The sequence below is a fragment of the Streptomyces sp. NPDC107522 genome (genome assembly GCF_055657525.1).
This window is the reverse complement of the sequence record NZ_JBVKAU010000008.1, coordinates 325,068-346,610: the sequence shown is the minus strand read 5'-3', so window position 1 is coordinate 346,610 and position 21,543 is coordinate 325,068. Positions and strand designations below refer to the sequence as shown.

The following is a 21,543-nucleotide window of genomic DNA, read 5'->3' as shown; positions in this document are numbered from 1 at the left end:
ACCCGTTGTTGGGTGCCGGTCGGCGGGGTTTTTCGCCCCCGCCGCCCCTGCCCGTCCCATCCCAGGGGCTCTGCCCCTTCGACCCCGCCAGGAGCTCCGCCCCTGGACCCCGGCGGGTAATGCGATCCCTGTACTTCTCCAGGGGCTGCGCCTCTCCAACCAGCAGGGCTTCGCCCGGGCTTCGGGCCGAGAACGCCTTCCGGTTCCCGGCACGGTGGCCCCTATCTCGTCCTGATGGCCTGCTTCATCGCGCTCGGCGGGGTCTTCGAGGGGGGCGGCCAAGCGCCGGTGCTGCTGCGGGTGACCGTGCTGGGTACGGCCGTACAGCTGCCGCTCGCGTATGGGCTGTCGGGGCTCGGACTGCCGGGCGTGTGCCTTGCCCTGGCGCTCTCCATGGGCGTGCAGTGCGCCGCAGTGCTGGTGCTGCTCCGGCGGGCGTGGCGTCAGGAGGGGAGTGAGGTCTGCTTGGCGCGGGTGGTCTGAGCCGGTACCAGGAGTGGCGCGGTCCGGGTCACCGTCGAGTGCCAGAGCTCGCGGGCCGCGAGGAGTGTGGCGAGGACCAGGAGGCCGTTGCGGAGGAAGAGGAGGGTGACGCCGAGGGCGTCGCTGGCGACGACGTGCGCGAACCAGACCGGGAACTCCAGGACCGTCACGAAGCACGCCGCCAGGACCAGGCCGACGGGGAGCTTCATGCGGCTGTCGCGGAAGCACAGGCACACGGCCGCGAGGCCGACCAGCCACACCAGGTACTGGGGGCTGATCACCCGGCTGGTCGTCGTGAACATCAGCACCGCCACGAAGGCCGCGTCCGCGAGCGTGTGCGGCAGGAACCGCCTCGCCCGCAGCCGCCACAGCAGCAGCCAGCCGAAGGCGAGCCCGCTGAGCGCGAGGGCGGCCGTGCTGACGACGTCGACGTACGGGCCGAGGAACTCCACCGAGCCGTAGTTCAGCAGCACCTGGCCGTCCCAGCCGTACTGCCGGGCCACATGGAAGACCAGCGCGCCCAGCGACTCCACCTCGGTGCCGCGGTCGCGCTGGAAGGTCAGGAAGGCGAAGGCACCGGGCATGGCGAGGGCGAACACCGCCGCCAGGCCGCCGGCGGTCAGCGCGGCCCAGCCCCAGGCGGCGCGCCTGCGGGCCGCGACCAGCAGCAGCACCGGCCACACCTTCAGCATCGCCCCGAAGGCCGTCAGCGCCCCCATCACCCGGGGATGCCGGGCGCCCGCCAGCAGCGCGGCCACGGCGACGGCGGTGACCATCACGTCGTAGCGGGCGTACACGGTCGGTCCCAGCAGCAGCACGCCCGCGACCCACACCCAGGCCCCGCGCAGCGTCCGGCCCGGACGCAGGCCGACGTACAGCAGGAGCAGGAGGACGGCCAGGTCGGCGGTGAAGCAGAGCACGAAGAACGCCGACGAATAGTCCAGCCAGAACACCAGCGCGGGGGAGAGGATCGCGAGGGCCGCGGCGGGCGGGTACTGCCAGGTGACGTCGTCCAGCGGGAACGTTCCGGTGCGCAGCACCTCGTACCAGCCCTGGTAGATCACCGACACGTCGCTGGTGACGTCCGGGCCGGGGAAGACGTACACCTTGAACACGAAGAGCAGCAGGACCAGCCTGGTCAGGCACCAGACCCCCAGAAGCCACGCCAGGGACCGCCGCGTGCCCGTCGTCTCCACCGGTTCCCCTGCCGTTCGCTTCCCGTCTTGAGGGGAACATGATGTCCTGTCCAGCTGTGTGCGGGCCATAAGCACGGCCGAGCCCCGCCTGTGAACAGCGGCTTCGGTAAGGTCGGCGACGATGCACAAGACCCTGATCGTGACCAACGACTTCCCGCCCCGCCCCGGCGGCATCCAGGCGTTCCTGCACAACATGGCGCTGCGGCTCGACCCCGAGCGGCTGGTCGTCTACGCCTCCACCTGGAAGCGCAGCCGCGAGGGCATCGAGGCCACGGCCGCCTTCGACGCCGAGCAGCCCTTCACGGTCGTACGGGACCGTACGACGATGCTGCTGCCGACGCCCGGGGCGACGCGGCGGGCGGTGGAGCTGCTGCGCGAGCACGGGTGCACGTCGGTGTGGTTCGGGGCGGCGGCCCCGCTCGGCCTGATGGCACCGGCGCTCCGGAAGGCGGGCGCCGAGCGCCTGGTGGCCACGACCCACGGTCACGAGGCGGGCTGGGCCCAGCTGCCGGCGGCCCGGCAGCTGCTGCGCCGGATCGGGGAGTCGACGGACACGATCACCTACCTCGGCGAGTACACGCGCTCACGGATCGCGACCGCGCTGACGCCGGACGCGGCCGCACGGATGGTGCAGCTGCCGCCGGGGGTCGACGAGAAGACCTTCCACTCCGGGTCGGGCGGCGACGAGGTGCGGGCACGGCTGGGCCTGACGGACCGCCCGGTGGTGGTCTGTGTGTCCCGCCTGGTAAGGCGCAAGGGCCAGGACACCCTGATCCAGGCGATGCCCCGCATCCTCGCCGCCGAGCCGGACGCCGTGCTGCTGATCGTCGGGGGCGGCCCGTACGAGAAGGACCTGCGCCGGATGGCGGAGGAGACAGGGGTCGCCGACTCCGTCCGCTTCACCGGCCCCGTGCCCTGGTCCGAACTGCCCGCGCACTACGGCGCCGGGGATGTCTTCGCGATGCCGTGCCGGACGAGACGGGGCGGGCTGGACGTGGAGGGGCTCGGCATCGTGTACCTGGAGGCGTCGGCGACGGGCCTGCCGGTGGTCGCCGGGGACTCGGGTGGCGCCCCGGACGCGGTGCTCGACGGCGAGACGGGCTGGGTGGTGAGGGGCGGCTCCCCGCAGGACGCGGCCGACCGCGTCATCACGCTCCTGGGAGACGCCGAACTGCGCCGCAGGATGGGGGAGCGGGGCAGGGAGTGGGTCGAGGAGAAGTGGCGCTGGGACCTGCTGGCAGAGCACTTGAAAACGCTGCTGTAGTGCAACGCCCTTTCTTTTAGGGGCGCGGGGAACTGCGCGATCAACCACAAACAAGCCGCAGCCGCCAACAAGGAATACTCGGCATCCCACTAGGCGGAACCCTAAAATCCGCACATGCTGCGCACATGACATCAAACCTGATGCAGCGTCAGCTGACAAGACGTCAAATCCTCGGAATGGCGGCGCTACAGACCGCGGCCACCCTCGGCTTCACCCGCATCGGCCTCCAGTCCGCCCACTCCGCCGAGCCCGACGCAGTCGAATCCGCCCCGGCGATAGTGATCGGCTCCGGCTACGGCGGCGCAGTCGCCGCCCTCCGCCTCGGCCAGGCCGGCATCCGCACCCTCGTCCTGGAGATGGGCCGCCTCTGGAACACCCCCGGCCCCGACGGCAAGGTCTTCTGTTCCACCGCCGCCCCCGACCGGCGCTCGATGTGGTTCCGCACCCGCACCGAGGCCCCGCTCGCCACCTTCCTGTGGCTGGACGTCGTCAACAAGGACATCAGCCCCTACCCGGGCGTCCTCGACCGCGTGCACTACGACCACATGTCCGTCTACGTCGGCCGAGGCGTCGGCGGCGGCTCCCTGGTCAACGGCGGCATGGCGGTCACCCCGCTGCGGTCCTACTTCGCCGAGCAGTTCCCGACCGTGGACACCGCGGAGATGTACAGCACGTACTTCCCACGCGCCCGCTCCATGTTGGGCGTCAACACGATCGACCCCGCCTGGTTCGAGTCCACGGAGTGGTACCGCTTCACCCGGATCTCCCGCAAGCACGCGACCAACACCGGCCTGAAAACCACCTTCGTGCCCAACGTCTACGACTTCGCCCACATGCAGCGCGAGGCCGCCGGCACCGCCACCAGGTCCGCGCTCGGGCAGGAGGTCATCTACGGCAACAACCACGGCAAGCGCAGCCTCGACAAGACCTACCTCGCCTCCGCGGTCGGCACCGGGAACGTGACCATCCACACCCTGGAGAGGGTGAAGTCGATCAGCAGGGCGCCCGACGGGACGTACGTCCTGACCGCCGACCGGATCGACAGCACCGGCACCGTCGTCGAGACCAAGGAGTACGGCTGCACATACCTCTTCCTCGGCGGCGGCAGCGTCGGCACCACCGAACTCCTCGTCCGCGCCCGCGAGTCGGGCACGCTGCCCGCCCTGGACGCGAGCGTCGGCACCGGGTGGGGGACCAACGGCAACGTGATGCTCGGCCGGGCCAACCACCTGTGGGACACGGTCGGGGCCAACCAGTCGACCATGCCGGTCATGGGCATCGACGACTGGGCCAACGCCGCCAACCCCGTGTTCGCCGAGATCGCTCCTTTACCCACGGGACTGGAGCACTGGGTAAGCCTCTATCTGGCGATCACCAAGAATCCGGAACGCGCGTCGTTCTCGTACGACTCGGCAAGCGGTGCCGTCCGGCTCGGGTGGAGCGCCGCGCAGAGCGCCGTGTCGGTGGGCATGGCCAAGAAGCTGTTCGACCGGATCAACTCGGCGAACGCCACGATCTACCGGTACGACCTGTTCGGCTCGTCCAACAAGATCTTCGCCGACGACTTCACGTACCACCCGCTGGGTGGGTGCGTGCTCGGGAAGGCGACCGACAACTACGGCCGGGTGAAGGGGTATTCACGGCTGTACGTCACCGATGGCTCGCTCGTGCCGGGGTCGATCGGGGTGAACCCGTTCGTGACGATCACCGCGCTCGCCGAACGCACGATGGCGCGGGTCCTCGTGGAGGACACCGCGCCATGACGCTTTTCCGTAAGGGGCCCTACTTCTGGTAGATCGCCTCGATCTCGTCCGCGAAGTCCTTCGCCACGACGTTGCGCTTGAGCTTCAGCGACGGCGTCAGATGGCCCGACTCCTCCGTGAACTGGGAGGACAGAATGCGGAACTTCCGCACCGATTCCGCCTTCGACACCGCGGCGTTGCCGTCGTCGATTGCCGACTGGATCGCGGCCATCAGGTCCGCGTCCTCACGCAGCGACGCCGCGGTGGCACCCGCCGGCTTGCCGTGCTCGGCGGCCCAGCGGCCCAGGAACTCCTCGTCGATGGTGACCAGCGCGCCCACGAACGGCCGCCCGTCGCCCACCACCATGCACTCCGCGACCAGCGCATGCGCGCGGATACGGTCCTCTATCACGGCCGGGGCGACGTTCTTGCCGCCCGCCGTGACGATGATCTCCTTCTTGCGGCCGGTGATCCGGAGGTAGCCGTCCTCGTCGAGGGTGCCGATGTCGCCGGTGTGGAACCAGCCGTCGGCCAGCGCCTCCTCGGTCGCGCCCGGGTTGTTCCAGTACTCCTTGAACAGGTGCTCGCCGTGCAGCAGCACCTCACCGTCGTCGGCGATGCGGACCACCGAGCCCGGCAGGGGCTGGCCGACCGTGCCGATCTTCTGGCGGTCCCAGGGGTTGAAGGCGGTGGCGGCGCAGGACTCGGTCAGGCCGTAGCCCTCCAGGACCGTGAAGCCGATGCCGCGGAAGAAGTGGCCGAGGCGCTCGCCCAGCGGGGCGCCGCCGGAGATGGCGTACTCGCCCCGGCCGCCGAGGACCGCGCGCAGCTTGCTGTAGACCAGCTTGTCGAAGACCTTGTGCTTGATCTTCAGGCCGACGGACGGACCGGACGGGGTGTCCAGCGCCTTGCTGTAGGCGATCGCGGTGTCCGCCGCCTTGTCGAAGATCTTGCCCTTGCCGTCGGCCTGGGCCTTGGCGCGCGCCGAGTTGTAGACCTTCTCGAAGACGCGCGGCACGCCCAGGATCAGCGTCGGGCGGAACGCGGCCAGCTCGTCGGTGAGGTTCTTGATGTCGGGGACGGTGCCCAGCTTGATCGGCGCCATCATGGGCGCGACCTGCACCAGGCGGCCGAAGACGTGGGCGAGCGGGAGGAAGAGCAGGACGCTGCACTCGCCCGTCCGGAAGAGCGGGCGCAGGCGCTCGACGACGTTCCCGCACTCGGCGAAGAAGCTGCGGTGGGTGAGCACACAGCCCTTGGGGCGCCCGGTGGTGCCGGACGTGTAGACGATGGTCGCCGGGTCGTCGGCCTTCGCCAGCGAGCTGCGCTCCTCGACCGTCGCGTCGCTGATGTCCTGCCCGAGCCGGCCCAGCTCCTCCACGCCCCCGGCCTCGATCTGCCAGACGTGCTTGAGGGCGGGCAGCCGGTCGCGCACCGACTCGACGGCGGCCGTGTGGTTGTCCAGCTCGGTGATGATCGCGGTCGCGCCGGAGTCACTGAGGATCCACTGCACCTGCTCCGCGGAGCTGGTCTCGTACACCGGCACGGTCACCGCGCCCGCCGACCAGATCGCGAAGTCGAGCAGGGTCCACTCGTAGCGGGTGCGGGACATCAGGCCGACCCGGTCGCCCGGCCGGACCCCGGCGGCGATGAGCCCCTTCGCGGCCGCGTGCACCTCGGCGAGGAAGGCGGTGGCCGTCACGTCCTGCCAGACACCGCCCACCTTGCGGGCGATGACGGCGACATCAGGGTGCTGCGCGGCGTTTCTGCGGACGATGTCGGTCAGATTGCCGTCCGCAGGGACCTCGTACAAAGCCGGAAGGCTGAACTCGCGCAAGACTGCTGCTCCTCATAGGGCGCCGGCGCCACGACGTTGTGTGATGCGACGGTGCGGTCCAAGGCTCGGGCTAGTGCTCGGGAATTCACATGTTGAAATCCAGAGCACGACTGGACCGACCGGACGTTACCCGCCGGTATGGCTTCTTCGACAGGGGGTCCCGGCGAGATGTTCGCTGCGTCACACGGATTGGTGTTTCTGCGCGCACAGTAGTCGAGCTGTCTGACGACTGGCCAGTAACCATCGGTCCGGCCGCCACTGTTCACGTATGCCGCACACGCCTACCCTTGATCGCCATGGCACCGACACCGACGGGAAACCGCAGGACACGCGTTCACGTGGTCAGCGATGTGCACGGCAACGCCCGCGACCTGGCCAGGGCCGGCGACGGCGCCGACGCCCTGATCTGCCTGGGCGACCTGGTGCTGTTCCTGGACTACGCCGACCACTCGCGCGGCATCTTCCCCGACCTGTTCGGCGTGGAGAACGCCGACCGCATCGTGGAGCTGCGCACCGCCCGGCGCTTCGAGGAGGCGCGGGAGTTCGGGGCGCGGCTGTGGGCCGGGATCGGCTCGGACCGGCGCGCGGTGATCGAGAAGGCGGTGCGCAAGCAGTACGCCGAGATGTTCGCGGCGTTCCCGACACCGACGTACGCCACCTACGGCAATGTCGACATGCCGCCCCTGTGGCCGGAGTACGCCGGGCCGGGCACGACCGTGCTGGACGGGGAGCGGGTGGAGATCGGGGGGTGGGTCTTCGGCTTCGTCGGCGGTGGCCTGCGCACGCCGATGCGGACCCCCTACGAGATCAGCGACGAGGAGTACGCGGCGAAGATCGAGGCGGTGGGCGAGGTGGACGTGCTGTGCACCCACATTCCGCCGGAGGTCCCGGAGTTGGTGTACGACACCGTCGCGCGGCGCTTCGAGCGGGGGAGCCGGGCGCTGCTCGAGGCGATTCGCCGCACGCGTCCCCGTTACTCCCTTTTCGGTCATGTCCATCAGCCGCTGGTCCGGCGGATGCGGATCGGGGCGACGGAGTGCGTGAACGTGGGGCACTTCGCGGGGTCGGGGAAGCCGTGGGCGCTGGAATGGTGAGTGAATTCGGGTCCGGTGGGCGTTTTCGCGACGATGACGCAGGTGGGGGTGGAGTCGGCCGGTCGGGCGCGCGGTAGCCTTCACGCTGCGCACGCGTGCGCACCACGACTTCTTACCGGCCCGCATCTGGAGGAGCCACGGCGATGGCGGAACACACCAGCTCGAGCATCACGATCGAGGCGGCACCGGCCGACGTCATGGGGGTGATCTCCGACTTCGCCCGCTACCCGGACTGGACCGGTGAGGTGAAGGAGGCGGAGGTCCTCAAGACCGACGGCGAGGGCCGCGCCGAGCAGGTCCGCCTCGTGATGGACGCCGGTGCGATCAAGGACGACCAGGTGCTGGCGTACACCTGGACCGGTGAGAACGAGGTGTCCTGGACGCTGGTGAAGTCCCAGATGCTGCGGTCGCTGGACGGCTCGTACATCCTCAAGCCGGCGGGTGCCGGTTCGACCGAGGTCACGTACCAGCTGACCGTCGACGTCAAGATCCCGATGCTGGGGATGATCAAGCGCAAGGCCGAGAAGGTCATCATCGACCGGGCGTTGGCGGGCCTGAAGAAGCGGGTGGAAGCGGGCAAGTAGGGGGCGCGCCGTAGGGGTGCCTGTGCTTTGCCGGGTGCGGCGCCGTCGTGGCTGATCGCGCAGTTCCCCGCGCCCCTGGGTCGGCTGTAGAAGGCGGCACCCCGTTGGCGCCGGGCCGCGCGACCCACCCCCAGCCAGCCCCCACGCCGGGCACCGCGCAACGGACCTGAACCGCAGCGTCCGTTACCGTTCACCCCCATGCGCACGATCCTGATCACGGGCCCCGGCGGCAGCGGCCGTACCACCATCGCTGCCGCCACCGCGCTCGCCGCCGCCCGTGAGGGCACCCGCACCCTGGTCCTCAGCGCCGACCGCACCGACACCCTCGGCGCGGCCCTCGGCGCGAGCACGGGAGCCGCCCCCACCCAGGTCACCGAGAACCTCACCGCCTGGCGCCCGGACGCCGCCGTCGGCTTCCGGGACGACCTCGCCGCCTTCCAGGAACGCGCCGCCTCCGCCCTCGACCTCCTCGGCGCCTCCCGCCTCGACCCGGAAGAGGTCACCCCCCTCCCCGGAGCCGAGGAACTGGCTCTCCTGCGCGCCCTACGGGACGCCGCGCTGGCCGAGGCCCATGACCTTCTCGTCGTCGACCTCCCGGCCACCCCGCACGCCCTCGCCCTGCTCTCCCTCCCCGAAGAGCTGCGCCGCTACCTGCGCAGGCTGCTCCCGCCGGAGCGCCAGGCTGCCCGCGCCCTGCGGCCCGTCCTGGGACGGCTGGCCGGCGTTCCGATGCCCGCGGAGTGGCTGTACGAGACCGCGGCCCGCTGGGACGTCGAGCTCGCCGCCGTCGAGGCCGTCGTCGCCGACCGCGGCACGGTGGTACGGCTGGTCGCCGAGCCGGGGCCGGGTGGTGCCGACGCCGTACGGAGCGCCGGCCTCGCCCTCGCCCTGCGCGGCCTGCGCCCCGACCTGCTGGTCGCCAACCGCGTCCTGCCGGAGACGGAGGCCGCGGCGGGCAGCTGGCTCGCCGGGCCCGTCGCCCAGCAGCGCAAGGTCCTGGAGGAGTGGGGGGAGGAGGACCACGACGTCCACCGCATCGCGCATCTCGGACGGGACCCCCGAGGCGCCGACGACCTCGCGGCCCTCGCCGTGCCCGCCGTCAACGACTCCTCGTCCACGGTCGAGTGGCCCGTCACCGACCGGCTCGCCGACGACGGCGTCCTTGTCTGGGCCATCCCTCTGCCCGGCGCCGTACGCGACGAGCTCGACCTCATCCGACGCGGCGACGAACTCGTCGTCACCGCGGGCCAGTTCCGGCGTATCGTGCCCCTGCCGTCCGCCCTGCGCCGCTGCGCGGTGGACGGGGCCGCACTGCGGGACGGCGAGCTGCGGATCCGGTTCGCGCCGGATCCGGATCTCTGGCCGCGGGCACGGTGAACCAGGTGCGCCCGTTCGGGTAACGTCGTAGAGACGAACCGTAGTCAGGAGTCCGTCATGAGCGAAGAGCTCCCCCCGTCCGACGCCGGTCAGCCGGAGGCGATCGACGAGGTGCGGGCGACCGACGCCGACGCCTGGGCCACGGCGTGCGCCGAGGACCTCGCGGCGGAGAAGGCCCGGCGCCGCGCCGAGTACGGCCCGCCCCCGGGCTCGGCCGCCGAGGAACTGCGCAAGCTCGTCGACGCCGTCGCGGACAAGCTGTCGACCATCCAGTCCCCGCTGCTCGGCGCGGTCGCCGGGCCCGCCGCCCAGCAGGTGGTCAAGCAGGTCGTGGAGCAGGCCAAGGCCGCCGTAGAACCCGTCATCGAACGCAACCCGGACGTCTTCGACCACTTGGCCGCCGCCGGCAACGAACTCCTCGCCGCCTACCGCTCCGCGGTCCAGGCACAGGAACGCCGCTGGACGGGTCGTACGGACGACAGTCACGAGCTGGACGAGCTCGACGACGACCGGGAGGACCGCGGTGACGACGGCGGTCCCGGCCAGCGCATCGACCTGGACTGACCGCCGACCGGGAACCGACGACGCCATACGACTCCCTCCCCGGGCCCCGTCCGCCGAGCGGACGACGGAACCCCGACGGCAGGGCCTCGGGTACGGTTGGCCGTAGCGGGGCTCGACCGAAACTGAGGGATTCATGGGACTCACCATCGGCGTCGACATCGGCGGCACGAAGATCGCGGCCGGCGTGGTCGATGAGGAAGGCAACATCCTCTCGACCCACAAGGTGCCGACCCCGGGCACGCCCGAGGGCATCGTGGACGCGATCGCTGCCGCGGTGGAGGGCGCGCACGCCGGGCACGAGATCGTCGGCGTGGGCATCGGTGCCGCCGGGTACGTCAACCGTCAGCGTTCCGAGGTCTACTTCGCCCCCAACATCCACTGGCGCAACGAGCCGCTGAAGGAGAAGGTCGAGGCCCGCGTGGGCCTCCCGGTCGTCGTCGAGAACGACGCCAACGCGGCGGCCTGGGGCGAGTACAAGTTCGGCGCGGGCAAGGGCCACCGCAACGTCATCTGCATCACCCTCGGCACCGGCCTCGGCGGCGGCATCATCATCGGCAACAAGCTGCGCCGCGGGCACTACGGCGTGGCCGCCGAGTTCGGCCACATCCGCATGGTGCCGGACGGCCTGCTGTGCGGCTGCGGCTCGCAGGGCTGCTGGGAGCAGTACGCCTCCGGCCGCGCCCTCGTCAGATACGCCAAGCAGCGCGCCAACGCGACTCCCGAGAACGCCGAGGTGCTGCTCTCCCTGGGCGACGGCACCCCCGAGGGCATCGAGGGCAAGCACATCTCCATGGCCGCCCGCCAGGGCGACCTGGTCGCCGTCGACTCCTACCGCGAGCTGGCCCGCTGGGCCGGCGCCGGCCTCGCCGACCTGGCCTCCCTCTTCGACCCGTCCGCCTTCATCGTCGGCGGCGGCCTCTCCGACGAGGGCGAACTGGTCCTCGACCCCATCCGCAAGTCCTACAAGCGCTGGCTGGTGGGCGGCAACTGGCGCCCGGTGGCGGACGTGATCGCCGCCCAGCTGGGCAACAAGGCGGGGCTCGTGGGCGCTGCCGACCTGGCCAGGGAGCCCGACCCGATCATGTAAGGCTCACTTTTGGGCAACGGGACTGTGCCGACCCTTAGGGGCGCGGGGCTGTATATACATGCGGCTCCGCCGCGTGGGCGCGACAAGCCACACACAACCGGTAGTCGCGCACTCACCTCGCGCCCCGAGCTATTGGGCGTAAATTGATCCACATGGAGCTGCTGCCCAACTCCCGCACCGAGCCGGACGGTTCCGCCCTCATTCGCGTCCTCAGCTACAACATCCGCTCGATGCGCGACGACACCACCGCTCTCGCCCGCGTCATCACCGCCTGCAATCCCGACCTGGTCCTGGTCCAAGAAGCCCCCCGCTTCTTCCGCTGGCGCAAGAAACTCGCCCGCCTGGCCCGCGCAGCCAACCTCGTCATCCTCACCGGCGGGGCCACAGCCGCAGGCCCGGCGATCCTGTGCAACCTCAGGGCCACCGTGGAGCGAACGGAGGACGTGCTCCTCCCCCTCACCCCCGGCCTGCACAGGCGCGGCTTCGCCACGGCAGTGGTCCGCTTCGGCGGAGCCCGCGTCGGCGTCCTCAGCTGCCACCTCAGCCTCCAGAAGGACGAGCGCTACGAGCAGGGCGGCATGCTGCTCGACCGGCTGGCCGGCCTGGGCGTGGAACACGCGATCGCTGGCGGCGACGTGAACGAACGCCCAGGCGGCCGCACCTTCGGCCGCCTGGCCACCGGCCTCCAGGACTGCTGGGCCACCGCCCCCTGGGGCAGCGAATACACCTCCACTCCGGCCGACCCCCATCAACGTATCGACGCGATCTTCGCGACGAAGGGCGTCGAGGTACTCGGCTGCGGGGTCCCCCTCGGCCACCCCGGCGTGACCAAGACAGACCTGAGGGCGGCCACGGACCACCTTCCGGTCCTGGCCGCCCTCAGGGTGCCCGCCTCCTAGCCAGGTCCGCTACGGCCGCTGCTTCGCCTTGTCGACGACGGCCCAGCTGTCGAGGTACGAGAGCTGGGTGTACGTCTTCATGGCCGGGCCGTCGCCCGACGTGCGGGTGTCCCGGAAGCCGAGGAATTGGTAGGTCCCCGGGTCGAAGATGAAGTAGCCCCCGAAGCCCGAGACCCCCTCCGGCAGCGTCGGGTCGTCGTAGGTGATGGCCACCCCGGTGCGCCCCTTGGCGTCCTTCTGGTCCGGGACGGCCTTCACGCCGGGCACCATGCCGAGCGCCTCGTACGCCGCCGGGCGCAGCCCCTCCGGCATCACCGGGACCAGCTTGAGCAGACCCGCGAGGCTGAAGTGGATGTGCGACCAGGACTCATCGCTGATGTCGTCCAGCGAGTCGGCCTTTGCGCCCATGCCCCAGGCGCCCTGGATCGAGAGGATCAGCTTCTCGGGATCGGTCGGCAGCTTCCGCAGCGTTCCCCAGTCCTGCGGAGGCCAGCTGCTCTGGTTCTTCTCGAGCGGCGGCGACCACCACCCCTTACCGATCTCCATGATCCAGGACCGCTTGGAGCCGTCCACCGATCGCCAGTTCTCGTCGACGTAGCTCTTCGTGTCACCGGTCTTCTGGTTCGTCTCCTTGATGATCTCCCTGGTGTAGATGAACTGGTCGTCGCGCGGGGTGACCGCCCGCTCGTGCCGGCGCTCGTACGCCGCGGCCCCGTTGAGCACCGTCTGCGCGCTCACGTTCCGCATGGCGGGTGCGCTGGTGGCGGGCGGCTGTGCCGTACGGCCCCGGCCCGTACTGTCGTCGTCCCGTACGGCGACCAGGACACCGGCGGCGACCGCGGCGGCCAGCGCGCCGGTCAGGGCGATGCGCAGGACCGGGCGACGGGGCCGTACGACCGCAGTGGGCCCGTCGTTCATCGCCTCGAACAGGCGTACCCGCACCCTGTGCCGGGTCCCCTCGTCGAGCGGGGGAGCCCCCGCGTCGTAGTCCCTCAGTTCGCGCACTTCGTCGATGTCACGCATGGGCGTCTGCCTCCCGGAAAGCTGTCGGATCGGATCCGCCCAGTGCTTCGCGCAATCTGCTGCGAGCCCGGTGCAGCCGGGATCTGACGGTGCCGACCGGCACTCCGAGGGCCTGGGCCGCCTCCTCGTAGTCGAGGCCGGCCCAGGCCACCAGCAGCACGACATCGCGGTGCCGGGCGGACAGCCCGCCCAGCGCGGCTGCCAGTTCCCGGCGCACCCCCGTGGCACCGGCCCTGGAAACCGCCCGGTCCGCGACCGGTTCGTCGTGCTCCACCGGCTCCGGCAGTCGCGCGAGCGCCTTGAACCGGCGCGCCTCTGCCCGGCGGTGCCGGCCCAGAAGGTTCGTCGCGATGCCGAACAACCAGGGGCGGGCGTCGTCCCGCCCGAGGTCGTAGGTGTGGCGCCGCTGGAAGGCGGTGATGAAGGTCTCCGCCATCAGATCTTCCGCCGCCTCGGGACCGAGCCGCCGGGCCGCGTAACGGTGCACGGTCTCGGCGTGTCGGTCGTAGAGCACGGCGAACTGCTCGGGCTCGTCCCGGGACCGCGCGATCACGCGGGCATCACTGTCCTCGCGATCCTCGTCGCGGGTGGCGACGCCCGGTGGTCCGACGGTCATCGGGGCTCCTTTCGTTCGTCTGAACGCCTCGAAGGCTTGGGCTTGTTCAGGCTGTTCATCTCTCCTTCGCCGCTCGCCGGGATCGAGTTCCCTTTTGGCGTGCCGGCTGCGGCGGTCGACGGTGGAGACAAGCGAGGGCCCGCCCGGAAGCACTCCGGGCGGGCCCTCGTCGAAGGCGCGTCAGACGACCGCGCCGCGTCCCGGATCGTCGTCCTCGTCATCGTCCGTGCGCATGCGCATCACCAGCGTGGCGAAGCCGCCCAGGAACCCGCCGATGCCGAGCGTGGCCAGCCACCAGGTCATCTCCCAGCCGAGCACGACCGCGAGCAGCAGCAGGATCGGCCCGCCGACCACGGCCAGCCAGGCGAACTTCGTGGTCACGTCGGCCTCGGGCAGCGGCGGCGGCTCCGGCGGTACGAAGTGCCCCTCGTCGTCGGTGTCGAAGTCGTCGTCGGCCGGCTCGGGCGCGCTGTAGTCGCGGGGGCCGGCGCCGACGCCGGGTGCGAAGGAGACGGAGCTGCCCAGCGGCTTCACGGGCTTGTCCTCGTCCTTGGGCGCCTGCGCCTCCTGGCCCTTGGTGCCCTCGGGCTCGCCGGCGTCGTTCGTGTCGGACTCCAGCAGCGCCAAATCCTCCACCGACTTGAACGGCTTCGCGCCCGGCGGGTCCGGCGGCTCGTCGCCGTACCCGGCGACGATCGCTGCCCAGGCGGCGTCCTCGTCGAACGGGACGTGCTGCTCTTCCGGCTCGCGATCGTCGCTGTCCTCGCGCCTTTCGCGGTCGGAGTCGTGCTCAGCCACGTGCGGTCGTCCCTTCCTTGCCCACGCCGGTTGCGAGCCGGCCGATGAAGCCGAGGCTCTCCTCGAAGATCCGGTCGGCGTCATGGTCCAACGTCGCCACGTGATAGCTCTGTTCCAGCACGATCTCCGTTACGTCCGTCGACGACACCCTGCTCAGGATCCGGTCCGGGTCCGCCGCGGGCACGACGTGGTCCTGCCTGCTGCGCAGGAGCAGCAGCGGCTGCGTGACCTGCGGCAACTCGCCGTCGACCAGGCGGAAGAAGGTCCGCAGGGAGTGGGTCGCGTGCAGCGGCACCCGGTCGTATCCGATCTCGACGCCGCCCTTGGCGATGTCACCGGTGATGCCCCGCGCCGTACGGACGAGGTGACGGGAGACCGGAAGGGTGTACGCGGACAGGCCGTGCACCTTGTTCGCCGGGTTGACGACGACCACGCCGGCGACGTCCTCCCCGTGCTTCGCGGCCAGCCGCAGCGCGAGGGCGCCGCCCATGGACAGGCCGGCCACGAAGACCCGCTCGCAGCGGTCGCGCAGGCTGCGCAGGGCGCGGTCCACCTCGGCGTACCAGTCCTGCCAGCCGGTGACCTGCAGGTCCTCCCAGCGGGTGCCGTGCCCCGGCAGCAGCGGCAGCGAGACGGTGAGCCCGCGCTCGGCCAGATACTCCGCCCAGGGGCGCAGCGACTGGGGGGAACCGGTGAAGCCGTGGCAGAGGAGGATCCCCACCTCCCCGCCCTCATGGCGGTACGGCTCGGCTCCAGGAAGGACCGGCACCTTACGGTCTCCTGTTCGTGAGAGGGACGACACGGACGAGAGCAACGACATGACCCGCGCGGCGCAGCCGCATGTCGGTGGATACAGCCAGGTGTGCTTCACCGTACGCGACCGCACTGACACCGACCAGGGCCGTCGAACTCTTTGACGGCGGTCCGGGTTAAGGTCTGATCGACAGACACAGGAGGCACTCGGTTGTTGTACGGCGCGATGAAGGTGGCCATCGGGGGACCGCTGAAGGTCGCTTTCAGGCCCTGGGTGGAAGGGCTGGAGAACATTCCCGCCGAGGGCCCCGCGATCCTGGCGAGCAACCACCTGTCCTTCTCCGACTCGTTCTTCCTGCCCGCGGTCCTCGACCGCAAGGTGACCTTCATCGCGAAGGCCGAGTACTTCACCACCCCGGGCGTCAAGGGCCGGCTGACGGCCGCGTTCTTCAAGGGCGTCGGCCAGCTGCCCGTGGACCGCTCCGGGGCACGCGGGGCGGGCGAGGCGGCCATCAAGAGCGGCATCGAGGTCCTCGAGCGCGGTGAGCTGTTCGGCATCTACCCGGAGGGCACGCGCTCGCCCGACGGCCGTCTCTACCGGGGCAAGCCCGGCGGCCTCGCGCGCGTGGCGCTCGCCACGGGGGCGCCGGTCATCCCCGTCGCCATGATCGACACGGAGAAGATCCAGCCGCCCGGCAAGGTCGTGCCGAAGCTGATGCGGCCGGGCATCCGGATCGGCAAGCCGCTGGACTTCAGCCGGTACCAGGGCATGGAGCACGACCGGTTCGTGCTGCGCGCGGTGACCGACGAGGTCATGTACGAGATCATGAAGCTCTCCGGCCAGGAGTACGTCGACATGTACGCGACCGCCGCCAAGCGGCAGATCGCGGAGGCGGCGAAGGCGGAGAAGGAACAGGCGCGGAAGAAGAAGGAACAGTCCGAATAGAGTCGGCCGCACACTGGGCCGAGGGGGTGGGGGGCGTGGCCAAGCGCGAGCGGGTCATGAGGATGTCCGTCGAGCAGCCGCTGTGGCGTGCGCTCACCGGCTACCGCGTGCTGACCATGGTGTACGCGATCGGGCTCTTCGCCAGCGCCCACGACGAGGTCGCCCGCCCCTGGCCGGCCATCGCCTACTTCGCCGTCCTGGCCGTCTGGACGCTGGCCACCCTGCCCAGGGTCGCGGGCGCCGCGAGCTGCACCAAGCGCTTCCTCGCCGTGGACCTCACCATCGCCCTCGTCGGCATCCTGCTCACCCGGGTCGCCGAGTCGCCCGAGCGGATCGACGCCGGCGCGCCGACCCTGCCGTCGATATGGACCGCCGGCGCCGTGCTGGCGTTCGCCATCAAGGGCGGCTGGCGCTGGGCCGCCTTCGCCTCCACGCTGGTCGCCGCCGCCAACCTGATCGAACGCTCCGGCGTGCCGACCCGCGACACCATCCACATGGTGCTGCTCGTCTGGATCGCCTCCATCGCCATCGGCTACGTCGTCGAGGTCGCCCGCGCCTCCGAGCGCACCCTCGCCCGGGCCCTGGAGATCGAGGCGGCGACCCGTGAGCGGGAGCGGCTCGCCCGGGACATCCACGACAGCGTGCTCCAGGTGCTGGCCATGGTGCAGCGGCGCGGCGCCGTCATCGGCGGCGAGGCGGCCGAGCTGGGCCGGATGGCAGGCGAGCAGGAGGTGGCGCTGCGCACGCTGGTCTCGGGCGGCCTCGTGCCCGTGTCGCGGGTGTCGGAGGACGCCGCCGAGGGGGCGGTCGTACGGGCCGTCGAGGAGCCGGACGACTCCACCGGTCCCGTCGATCTCCGTGCGCTGCTCGCCCCGTACGCCGGCGCCAAGGTCAGCCTCGCCGAGCCCGGCGCGCCCGTGACCGTGGCCCCGGTCGCCGCGCGGGAGCTCGCCGCGGCCGTGGGGGCCGCCCTGGACAACGTGCGCCGGCATGCGGGGGAGCACGCGCGCGCGTGGATCCTCGTCGAGGACGAGCCCGACGAGGTGATCGTCACCGTACGGGACGACGGACCCGGCATCCCCGAGGGACGGCTCGCGCAGGCCGAGGGCGAAGGGCGGCTCGGCGTCGCCCTGTCGATCCGGGGGCGGCTGCGGGACCTCGGCGGCACCGCCGAGCTCATCTCGGTGCCGGGGCAGGGCACCGAAGTGGAACTGAAAGTACCGAAGGACAGCAGCGCTGCACGGGGGAAGGCGGAACAGCGATGACGGACTCCGCGAACGGACAGGCCGGACGGGACGGACTGGGCGGACAGCAGGGCTCGATCAAGGTCATGGTGGTCGACGACCACCCCATGTGGCGCGACGCGGTCGCCCGCGACCTGGCCGAGTCCGGCTTCGACGTGGTCGCCACCGCGGGCGACGGCGACCAAGCCGTACGCCGCGCCAAGGCCGCCGCCCCCGACGTCCTCGTGCTCGACCTCAACCTGCCCGCCAGGCCCGGCGTCCAGGTGTGCAAGGAACTCGTCGGCCACAACCCCGCGCTGCGCGTCCTGGTCCTCTCCGCGAGCGGCGAGCACGCCGACGTCCTGGAGGCCGTGAAGTCCGGCGCCACCGGCTATCTGCTGAAGTCGGCCTCGACGGAGGAACTGCTGGACGCGGTGCGCCGCACGGCCGTCGGCGACCCGGTGTTCACGCCGGGCCTGGCCGGACTGGTCCTCGGCGAGTACCGCCGCCTCGCCTCCGAGCCCGCACCCGCCGCCCCCGACGCCGACCAGCCCAAAGCCCCGCAGCTCACCGAGCGCGAGACCGAGGTGCTGCGCCTGGTCGCCAAGGGCCTGAGCTACAAGCAGATCGCCGAACGCCTGGTCATCTCCCACCGCACGGTCCAGAACCACGTCCAGAACACCCTCGGCAAGCTCCAGCTGCACAACCGGGTGGAGCTGGTGCGGTACGCGATCGAGCGCGGCCTCGACGACGAGTGACCTGCACGTGTGACGACGACTGACCTGCACGTGTGACGACGAGTGACGCGCCCGTTTGACGGCGCGTAAACCAAACACCCGACAGTTCACCGGAATTGCCGTTCCGACCCATCCCTGTGTGACCTGGCTCACCATTAGCGTGGCCTCACCAGGCAACCGCGGCGAAGGGACATTTCCATGCGGGTCGGAGTACTGACCGGAGGCGGCGACTGCCCCGGTCTCAACGCCGTCATCCGGGCCATCGTCCGCAAGGGCGTGCAGGAATACGGCTATGACTTCGTCGGCTTCCGGGACGGCTGGCGAGGTCCGCTCGAGAACGACACCGTCCGTCTCGACATCCCCGCCGTGCGCGGCATCCTGCCCCGCGGCGGCACCATCCTCGGCTCCTCGCGCACGAACCCCCTCAAGCAGGAGGACGGCATCCGCCGTATCAAGGAGAACCTCGCCAAGCACGAGGTCGAGGCGCTCATCGCCATCGGCGGCGAGGACACCCTCGGCGTCGCCGCCCGGCTCTCCGACGACTACGGCGTGCCCTGCGTCGGCGTACCGAAGACGATCGACAACGACCTGTCCGCCACCGACTACACCTTCGGCTTCGACACCGCCGTCGGCATCGCGACCGAGGCCATCGACCGGCTGCACACCACGGCCGAGTCCCATATGCGGGTCCTCGTCTGCGAGGTGATGGGCCGTCACGCCGGCTGGATCGCCATCCACTCCGGGCTGGCCGGCGGGGCCAACGTCATCCTCATCCCCGAGCAGCGCTTCGACGTCGACCAGGTCTGCGCCTGGATCACCTCCCGCTTCAAGGCGTCGTACGCCCCGATCGTGGTCGTCGCCGAGGGCGCCATGCCCAAGGACGGCGACATGGTGCTGAAGGACGAGTCACTGGACTCCTTCGGGCACGTCCGGCTGTCCGGGGTCGGCGAGTGGCTGGCCAAGGAGATCGAGAAGCGGACGGGCAAGGAGGCCCGCACGACCGTCCTCGGTCACATCCAGCGCGGCGGCACGCCCAGCGCCTTCGACCGCTGGCTCGCCACCCGCTTCGGCCTGCACGCCATCGAGGCCGTCCGCGACGGCGACTTCGGCAAGATGGTCGCCCTGCGCGGCACGGACATCGTCCGCGTCCCGATCGCGGACGCGACGGCCAAGCTGAAGACGGTCGACCCGACGCTGTACAAGGAGGTCGGGGTCTTCTTCGGCTGACGGCAGGCCGAAAGCGGCGGTCCGGGGGCGGCAGCAGCCCCCGGACGACCGATCGGACGACTAGACGGTCGTGTTCCGCAGCTGACCGACCAACTCCCGTACGACGACTGCCCCGTTCAGCGTCAGGATCGACTCCGGGTGGAACTGCACCCCGGCGAAGCCCGTTCCCCGTACGGCATGCACCTCTCCGTTGCCGGCCCGGCTGATCTCGATGCCGTGGGCGGCCAGCTCCTCGGCCACCTCGTCGTCGCAGCGCGCCACGAAGCTGTTGTAGAAGCCGACGGTCTCCGGCCGCCCGAACAGGTCGATCGTCGTCTGCGCGCCCTGGTACGGCACTTCCTTCCGTACGATCGCCAGCCCCAGCTCCGCCGCGATCAGCTCGTGGCCGAGGCAGACGCCGAGCACGCCGTGCCGGTGGTTCCGGATGACCTCGGCGGTGAGCTCACGCAGGAAGCGCATCTTGGGGTCGGTGAGGTCGGAGGGATCACCGGGGCCGGGGCCGAGCACGACCGGACCCTCGTGCGCGAGCACCGCCTCCCGCAGGCCGTCCTCGTCGTACCGCCGGACGGTCACCTCCAGGCCGCTCGACCGCAGCACGTGCGCGAGCATCGCCGTGAAGGTGTCCTCGCCGTCGACGACCAAGGCATGTCCGGTGAGCTCCTCGGACCGCTCCTGCATCCGCAGCCAGAAGGGGGCGAGGGAGGCCCGGCGCCCGTCCAGTGCGGCACGCACGCGTGGGTCGTCGGCGAGCCGTACGCGCGCGTGCTCCTCACGCGGGCGGGAGGGCCGTACGCCGAGAGCCGCCAGCACTCCCGCCGCCTTCGCATGCGTCTCGGCGACCTCGCTCGCCGGGTCCGAGCCGCGCACGAGCGTGGCCCCGACCGGCACCCGCAGCCGCCCGTTCGCGTCGATGTCGGCGGTGCGGATGAGGATGGGGGAGTCCAGGGTCTGCGCCCCGCCGGAGTCCCGGCCGAGCAGGGCCAGCGCACCCGCGTAGTAGCCGCGCCCGCCGACCTCGTGCCGCTCGATGACCCGGCAGGCGTTCTGCACGGGCGAGCCGGTGACCGTGGCCGCGAACATGGTCTCCTTCAGCACCTCCCGCACATCCAGCGAGGACTTGCCGCGCAGCTCGTACTCGGTGTGCGCGAGGTGGGCCATCTCCTTCAGGCGCGGGCCGACGACCACCCCGCCCATGTCGCCGACGGTGCACATCATCTTGAGCTCCTCGTCGACGACCATCGACAGCTCCTCGATCTCCTTGCCGTCGGCGAGGAAGTCGAGCAGGTGCTCGGGGGTCGGCCCCTCGGCCGGATAGCGGTACGTCCCGCTGATCGGGTTCATGACGACGGTCCCGCCGGACATCCGGACGTGCACCTCGGGGCTGGCGCCCACCAGCGTCCGCTCACCGGTGTGGACGACAAAGGTCCAGTACGCGCCCCGCTCGCCCTCCAACAGCCGCCGGAACAGCGCCAGCGCGTCGGCCCGTCCGAATCCCGGGATCCCACCCTCGTACGTCCGCCGGATCACGAAGTTGGCGCCCTCCCCGCGCCCGATCTCGTCCCGCAGCACCCGCCCGACGATCTCGCCGTACTCCTCGTCGCCGACGTCGAAGCCACCGCCCTCGACGCGGACGTCGTGCGCCGGGAGCTGCGCCAGGGCGTCGGCGAGCGGGATGCCGTACGACTCCTCGGGGATCAGGACGGACAGCGGGGTGCCGTCGTCGCGGACGTCGAAGCCGCGCTCGCGGATCTGGCGGAAGGGGACGAGCGCGAGGCCCTCGTCGGGGAGGTCGGCGAGACGGTCGTAGGTACTGACAGGGCCGAGGAACACCTCCACGGTGTTCTCGTCATGGCCGGGGGTGCGGCGGCGCAGCAGGGCGAAAGGTCGGTCGTCGTCCAGCAGCTGTGTCAGGTCCATGGTTCCTCAGCAGTCGATGATGAGGAGCGGCCCGGAAACGCCGAAGGCCGCCCCTCGGGCGGCCTTCGCGAAGTCTTGCGTACGCGCAGTCAGTGGGCCGCCGGATGAGCGGTCCACCACCAGTTCTGGGTCGAGTGCGCGAACATGCGAGGCACCCTACCCCAATCTCCGGTGTC

At 70.9% G+C, this 21,543-nt stretch carries 20 protein-coding genes and 1 pseudogene; 13 read left to right on the top strand and 8 right to left on the bottom strand.

All coding sequences use genetic code 11. The features are described 5' to 3' along the window. Window positions 1-216 precede the first annotated feature (216 nt). Window positions 217-483, top strand: a pseudogene (locus ACZ7L6_RS26775) (MATE family efflux transporter); the annotation flags it as partial. On the opposite strand, the gene ACZ7L6_RS26770 reads toward ACZ7L6_RS26775, so the two are convergent. After that, window positions 444-1,679: a glycosyltransferase 87 family protein gene (locus tag ACZ7L6_RS26770; protein WP_471928062.1), complete on the bottom strand. Its 1,236-nt coding sequence runs from the start codon at window positions 1,677-1,679 to the stop codon at window positions 444-446. The pseudogene ACZ7L6_RS26775 and the gene ACZ7L6_RS26770 sit on opposite strands and share 40 nt — an antisense overlap. A 121-nt stretch (window positions 1,680-1,800) precedes the next feature. Between ACZ7L6_RS26770 and ACZ7L6_RS26765 the strand changes: the two genes are divergently transcribed. Both ACZ7L6_RS26765 and ACZ7L6_RS26760 read left to right on the top strand, forming a co-directional pair. Next, window positions 1,801-2,943, top strand: a complete 1,143-nt coding sequence (locus tag ACZ7L6_RS26765) for a glycosyltransferase family 4 protein (RefSeq protein ID WP_471928060.1) — start codon at window positions 1,801-1,803, stop codon at window positions 2,941-2,943. A gap of 140 nt (window positions 2,944-3,083) precedes the next feature. Continuing rightward, a complete protein-coding gene (locus ACZ7L6_RS26760) occupies window positions 3,084-4,706 on the top strand; it encodes a GMC oxidoreductase (protein ID WP_471928132.1) in 1,623 nt (540 codons plus the stop codon). A gap of 19 nt (window positions 4,707-4,725) precedes the next feature. On the opposite strand, the gene ACZ7L6_RS26755 is transcribed toward ACZ7L6_RS26760, so the two are convergent. Further along, on the bottom strand, window positions 4,726-6,522 hold the full coding sequence (locus tag ACZ7L6_RS26755) for an AMP-dependent synthetase/ligase (protein ID WP_471928058.1): 1,797 nt from the start codon (window positions 6,520-6,522) through the stop codon (window positions 4,726-4,728). 296 nt (window positions 6,523-6,818) lie between these two features. On the opposite strand from ACZ7L6_RS26755, the gene ACZ7L6_RS26750 reads away from it, so the two are divergent. From ACZ7L6_RS26750 to ACZ7L6_RS26725, 6 genes are all read left to right on the top strand, one after another. Further along, entirely contained in the window at window positions 6,819-7,616 is a 798-nt protein-coding gene (locus ACZ7L6_RS26750) for a metallophosphoesterase family protein (RefSeq protein WP_471928056.1), read from the top strand. A gap of 143 nt (window positions 7,617-7,759) precedes the next feature. Continuing rightward, window positions 7,760-8,200 (top strand): SRPBCC family protein, encoded by a 441-nt coding sequence (locus ACZ7L6_RS26745; protein ID WP_433039166.1) that lies wholly within the window; start codon window positions 7,760-7,762, stop codon window positions 8,198-8,200. A 198-nt stretch (window positions 8,201-8,398) separates the two neighbouring features. Further along, entirely contained in the window at window positions 8,399-9,577 is a 1,179-nt protein-coding gene (locus tag ACZ7L6_RS26740; protein WP_471928054.1) for an ArsA family ATPase, read from the top strand. 57 nt (window positions 9,578-9,634) lie between these two features. Beyond that, the gene (locus ACZ7L6_RS26735; RefSeq protein WP_471928052.1) at window positions 9,635-10,141 is read left to right on the top strand and encodes a DUF5304 domain-containing protein; all 507 of its coding nucleotides are present in this window, start codon (window positions 9,635-9,637) and stop codon (window positions 10,139-10,141) included. Between the two features lie 133 nt (window positions 10,142-10,274). Beyond that, window positions 10,275-11,228: an ROK family glucokinase gene (locus ACZ7L6_RS26730; protein ID WP_471928050.1), complete on the top strand. Its 954-nt coding sequence runs from the start codon at window positions 10,275-10,277 to the stop codon at window positions 11,226-11,228. A gap of 152 nt (window positions 11,229-11,380) precedes the next feature. Continuing rightward, entirely contained in the window at window positions 11,381-12,127 is a 747-nt protein-coding gene (locus ACZ7L6_RS26725) for an endonuclease/exonuclease/phosphatase family protein (protein ID WP_471928048.1), read from the top strand. A gap of 9 nt (window positions 12,128-12,136) precedes the next feature. Here ACZ7L6_RS26725 and ACZ7L6_RS26720 read toward each other — a convergent pair whose 3' ends face one another. The 4 genes from ACZ7L6_RS26720 to ACZ7L6_RS26705 form a co-directional block, all read right to left on the bottom strand. Next, complete coding sequence (locus tag ACZ7L6_RS26720) at window positions 12,137-13,150, bottom strand: CU044_5270 family protein (RefSeq protein WP_471928046.1); 1,014 nt, start codon at window positions 13,148-13,150, stop codon at window positions 12,137-12,139. After that, window positions 13,143-13,766 carry an RNA polymerase sigma factor gene (locus tag ACZ7L6_RS26715; RefSeq protein WP_471928044.1) on the bottom strand — a complete coding sequence of 208 codons (624 nt, stop codon included), beginning with the start codon at window positions 13,764-13,766 and terminating at the stop codon, window positions 13,143-13,145. The genes ACZ7L6_RS26720 and ACZ7L6_RS26715 overlap by 8 nt, the downstream gene beginning before the upstream one ends. 180 nt (window positions 13,767-13,946) lie before the next feature. Next, window positions 13,947-14,564 carry a hypothetical protein gene (locus ACZ7L6_RS26710; RefSeq protein WP_471928042.1) on the bottom strand — a complete coding sequence of 206 codons (618 nt, stop codon included), beginning with the start codon at window positions 14,562-14,564 and terminating at the stop codon, window positions 13,947-13,949. Continuing rightward, on the bottom strand, window positions 14,557-15,333 hold the full coding sequence (locus ACZ7L6_RS26705) for an alpha/beta hydrolase (protein ID WP_471928040.1): 777 nt from the start codon (window positions 15,331-15,333) through the stop codon (window positions 14,557-14,559). The genes ACZ7L6_RS26710 and ACZ7L6_RS26705 overlap by 8 nt, the downstream gene beginning before the upstream one ends. Window positions 15,334-15,543: 210 nt before the next feature. Between ACZ7L6_RS26705 and ACZ7L6_RS26700 the strand changes: the two genes are divergently transcribed. The 4 genes from ACZ7L6_RS26700 to ACZ7L6_RS26685 all read left to right on the top strand — a co-directional run bounded on the left by ACZ7L6_RS26700 (window position 15,544) and on the right by ACZ7L6_RS26685 (window position 19,450). Beyond that, the gene (locus ACZ7L6_RS26700) at window positions 15,544-16,263 is read left to right on the top strand and encodes a lysophospholipid acyltransferase family protein (protein ID WP_471928130.1); all 720 of its coding nucleotides are present in this window, start codon (window positions 15,544-15,546) and stop codon (window positions 16,261-16,263) included. A gap of 35 nt (window positions 16,264-16,298) precedes the next feature. Continuing rightward, the gene (gene macS / locus ACZ7L6_RS26695; protein ID WP_471928038.1) at window positions 16,299-17,528 is read left to right on the top strand and encodes a MacS family sensor histidine kinase; all 1,230 of its coding nucleotides are present in this window, start codon (window positions 16,299-16,301) and stop codon (window positions 17,526-17,528) included. A gap of 65 nt (window positions 17,529-17,593) precedes the next feature. Continuing rightward, window positions 17,594-18,244 carry a response regulator gene (locus tag ACZ7L6_RS26690; protein WP_471928128.1) on the top strand — a complete coding sequence of 217 codons (651 nt, stop codon included), beginning with the start codon at window positions 17,594-17,596 and terminating at the stop codon, window positions 18,242-18,244. Between the two features lie 177 nt (window positions 18,245-18,421). Beyond that, on the top strand, window positions 18,422-19,450 hold the full coding sequence (locus ACZ7L6_RS26685; protein ID WP_471928036.1) for a 6-phosphofructokinase: 1,029 nt from the start codon (window positions 18,422-18,424) through the stop codon (window positions 19,448-19,450). Between the two features lie 60 nt (window positions 19,451-19,510). Here ACZ7L6_RS26685 and ACZ7L6_RS26680 read toward each other — a convergent pair whose 3' ends face one another. Both ACZ7L6_RS26680 and ACZ7L6_RS26675 read right to left on the bottom strand, forming a co-directional pair. Next, complete coding sequence (locus ACZ7L6_RS26680; protein ID WP_471928034.1) at window positions 19,511-21,367, bottom strand: anthranilate synthase family protein; 1,857 nt, start codon at window positions 21,365-21,367, stop codon at window positions 19,511-19,513. A gap of 89 nt (window positions 21,368-21,456) precedes the next feature. Beyond that, window positions 21,457-21,513 (bottom strand): trp operon leader peptide, encoded by a 57-nt coding sequence (locus ACZ7L6_RS26675; RefSeq protein WP_071528813.1) that lies wholly within the window; start codon window positions 21,511-21,513, stop codon window positions 21,457-21,459. Window positions 21,514-21,543: the final 30 nt, after the last annotated feature.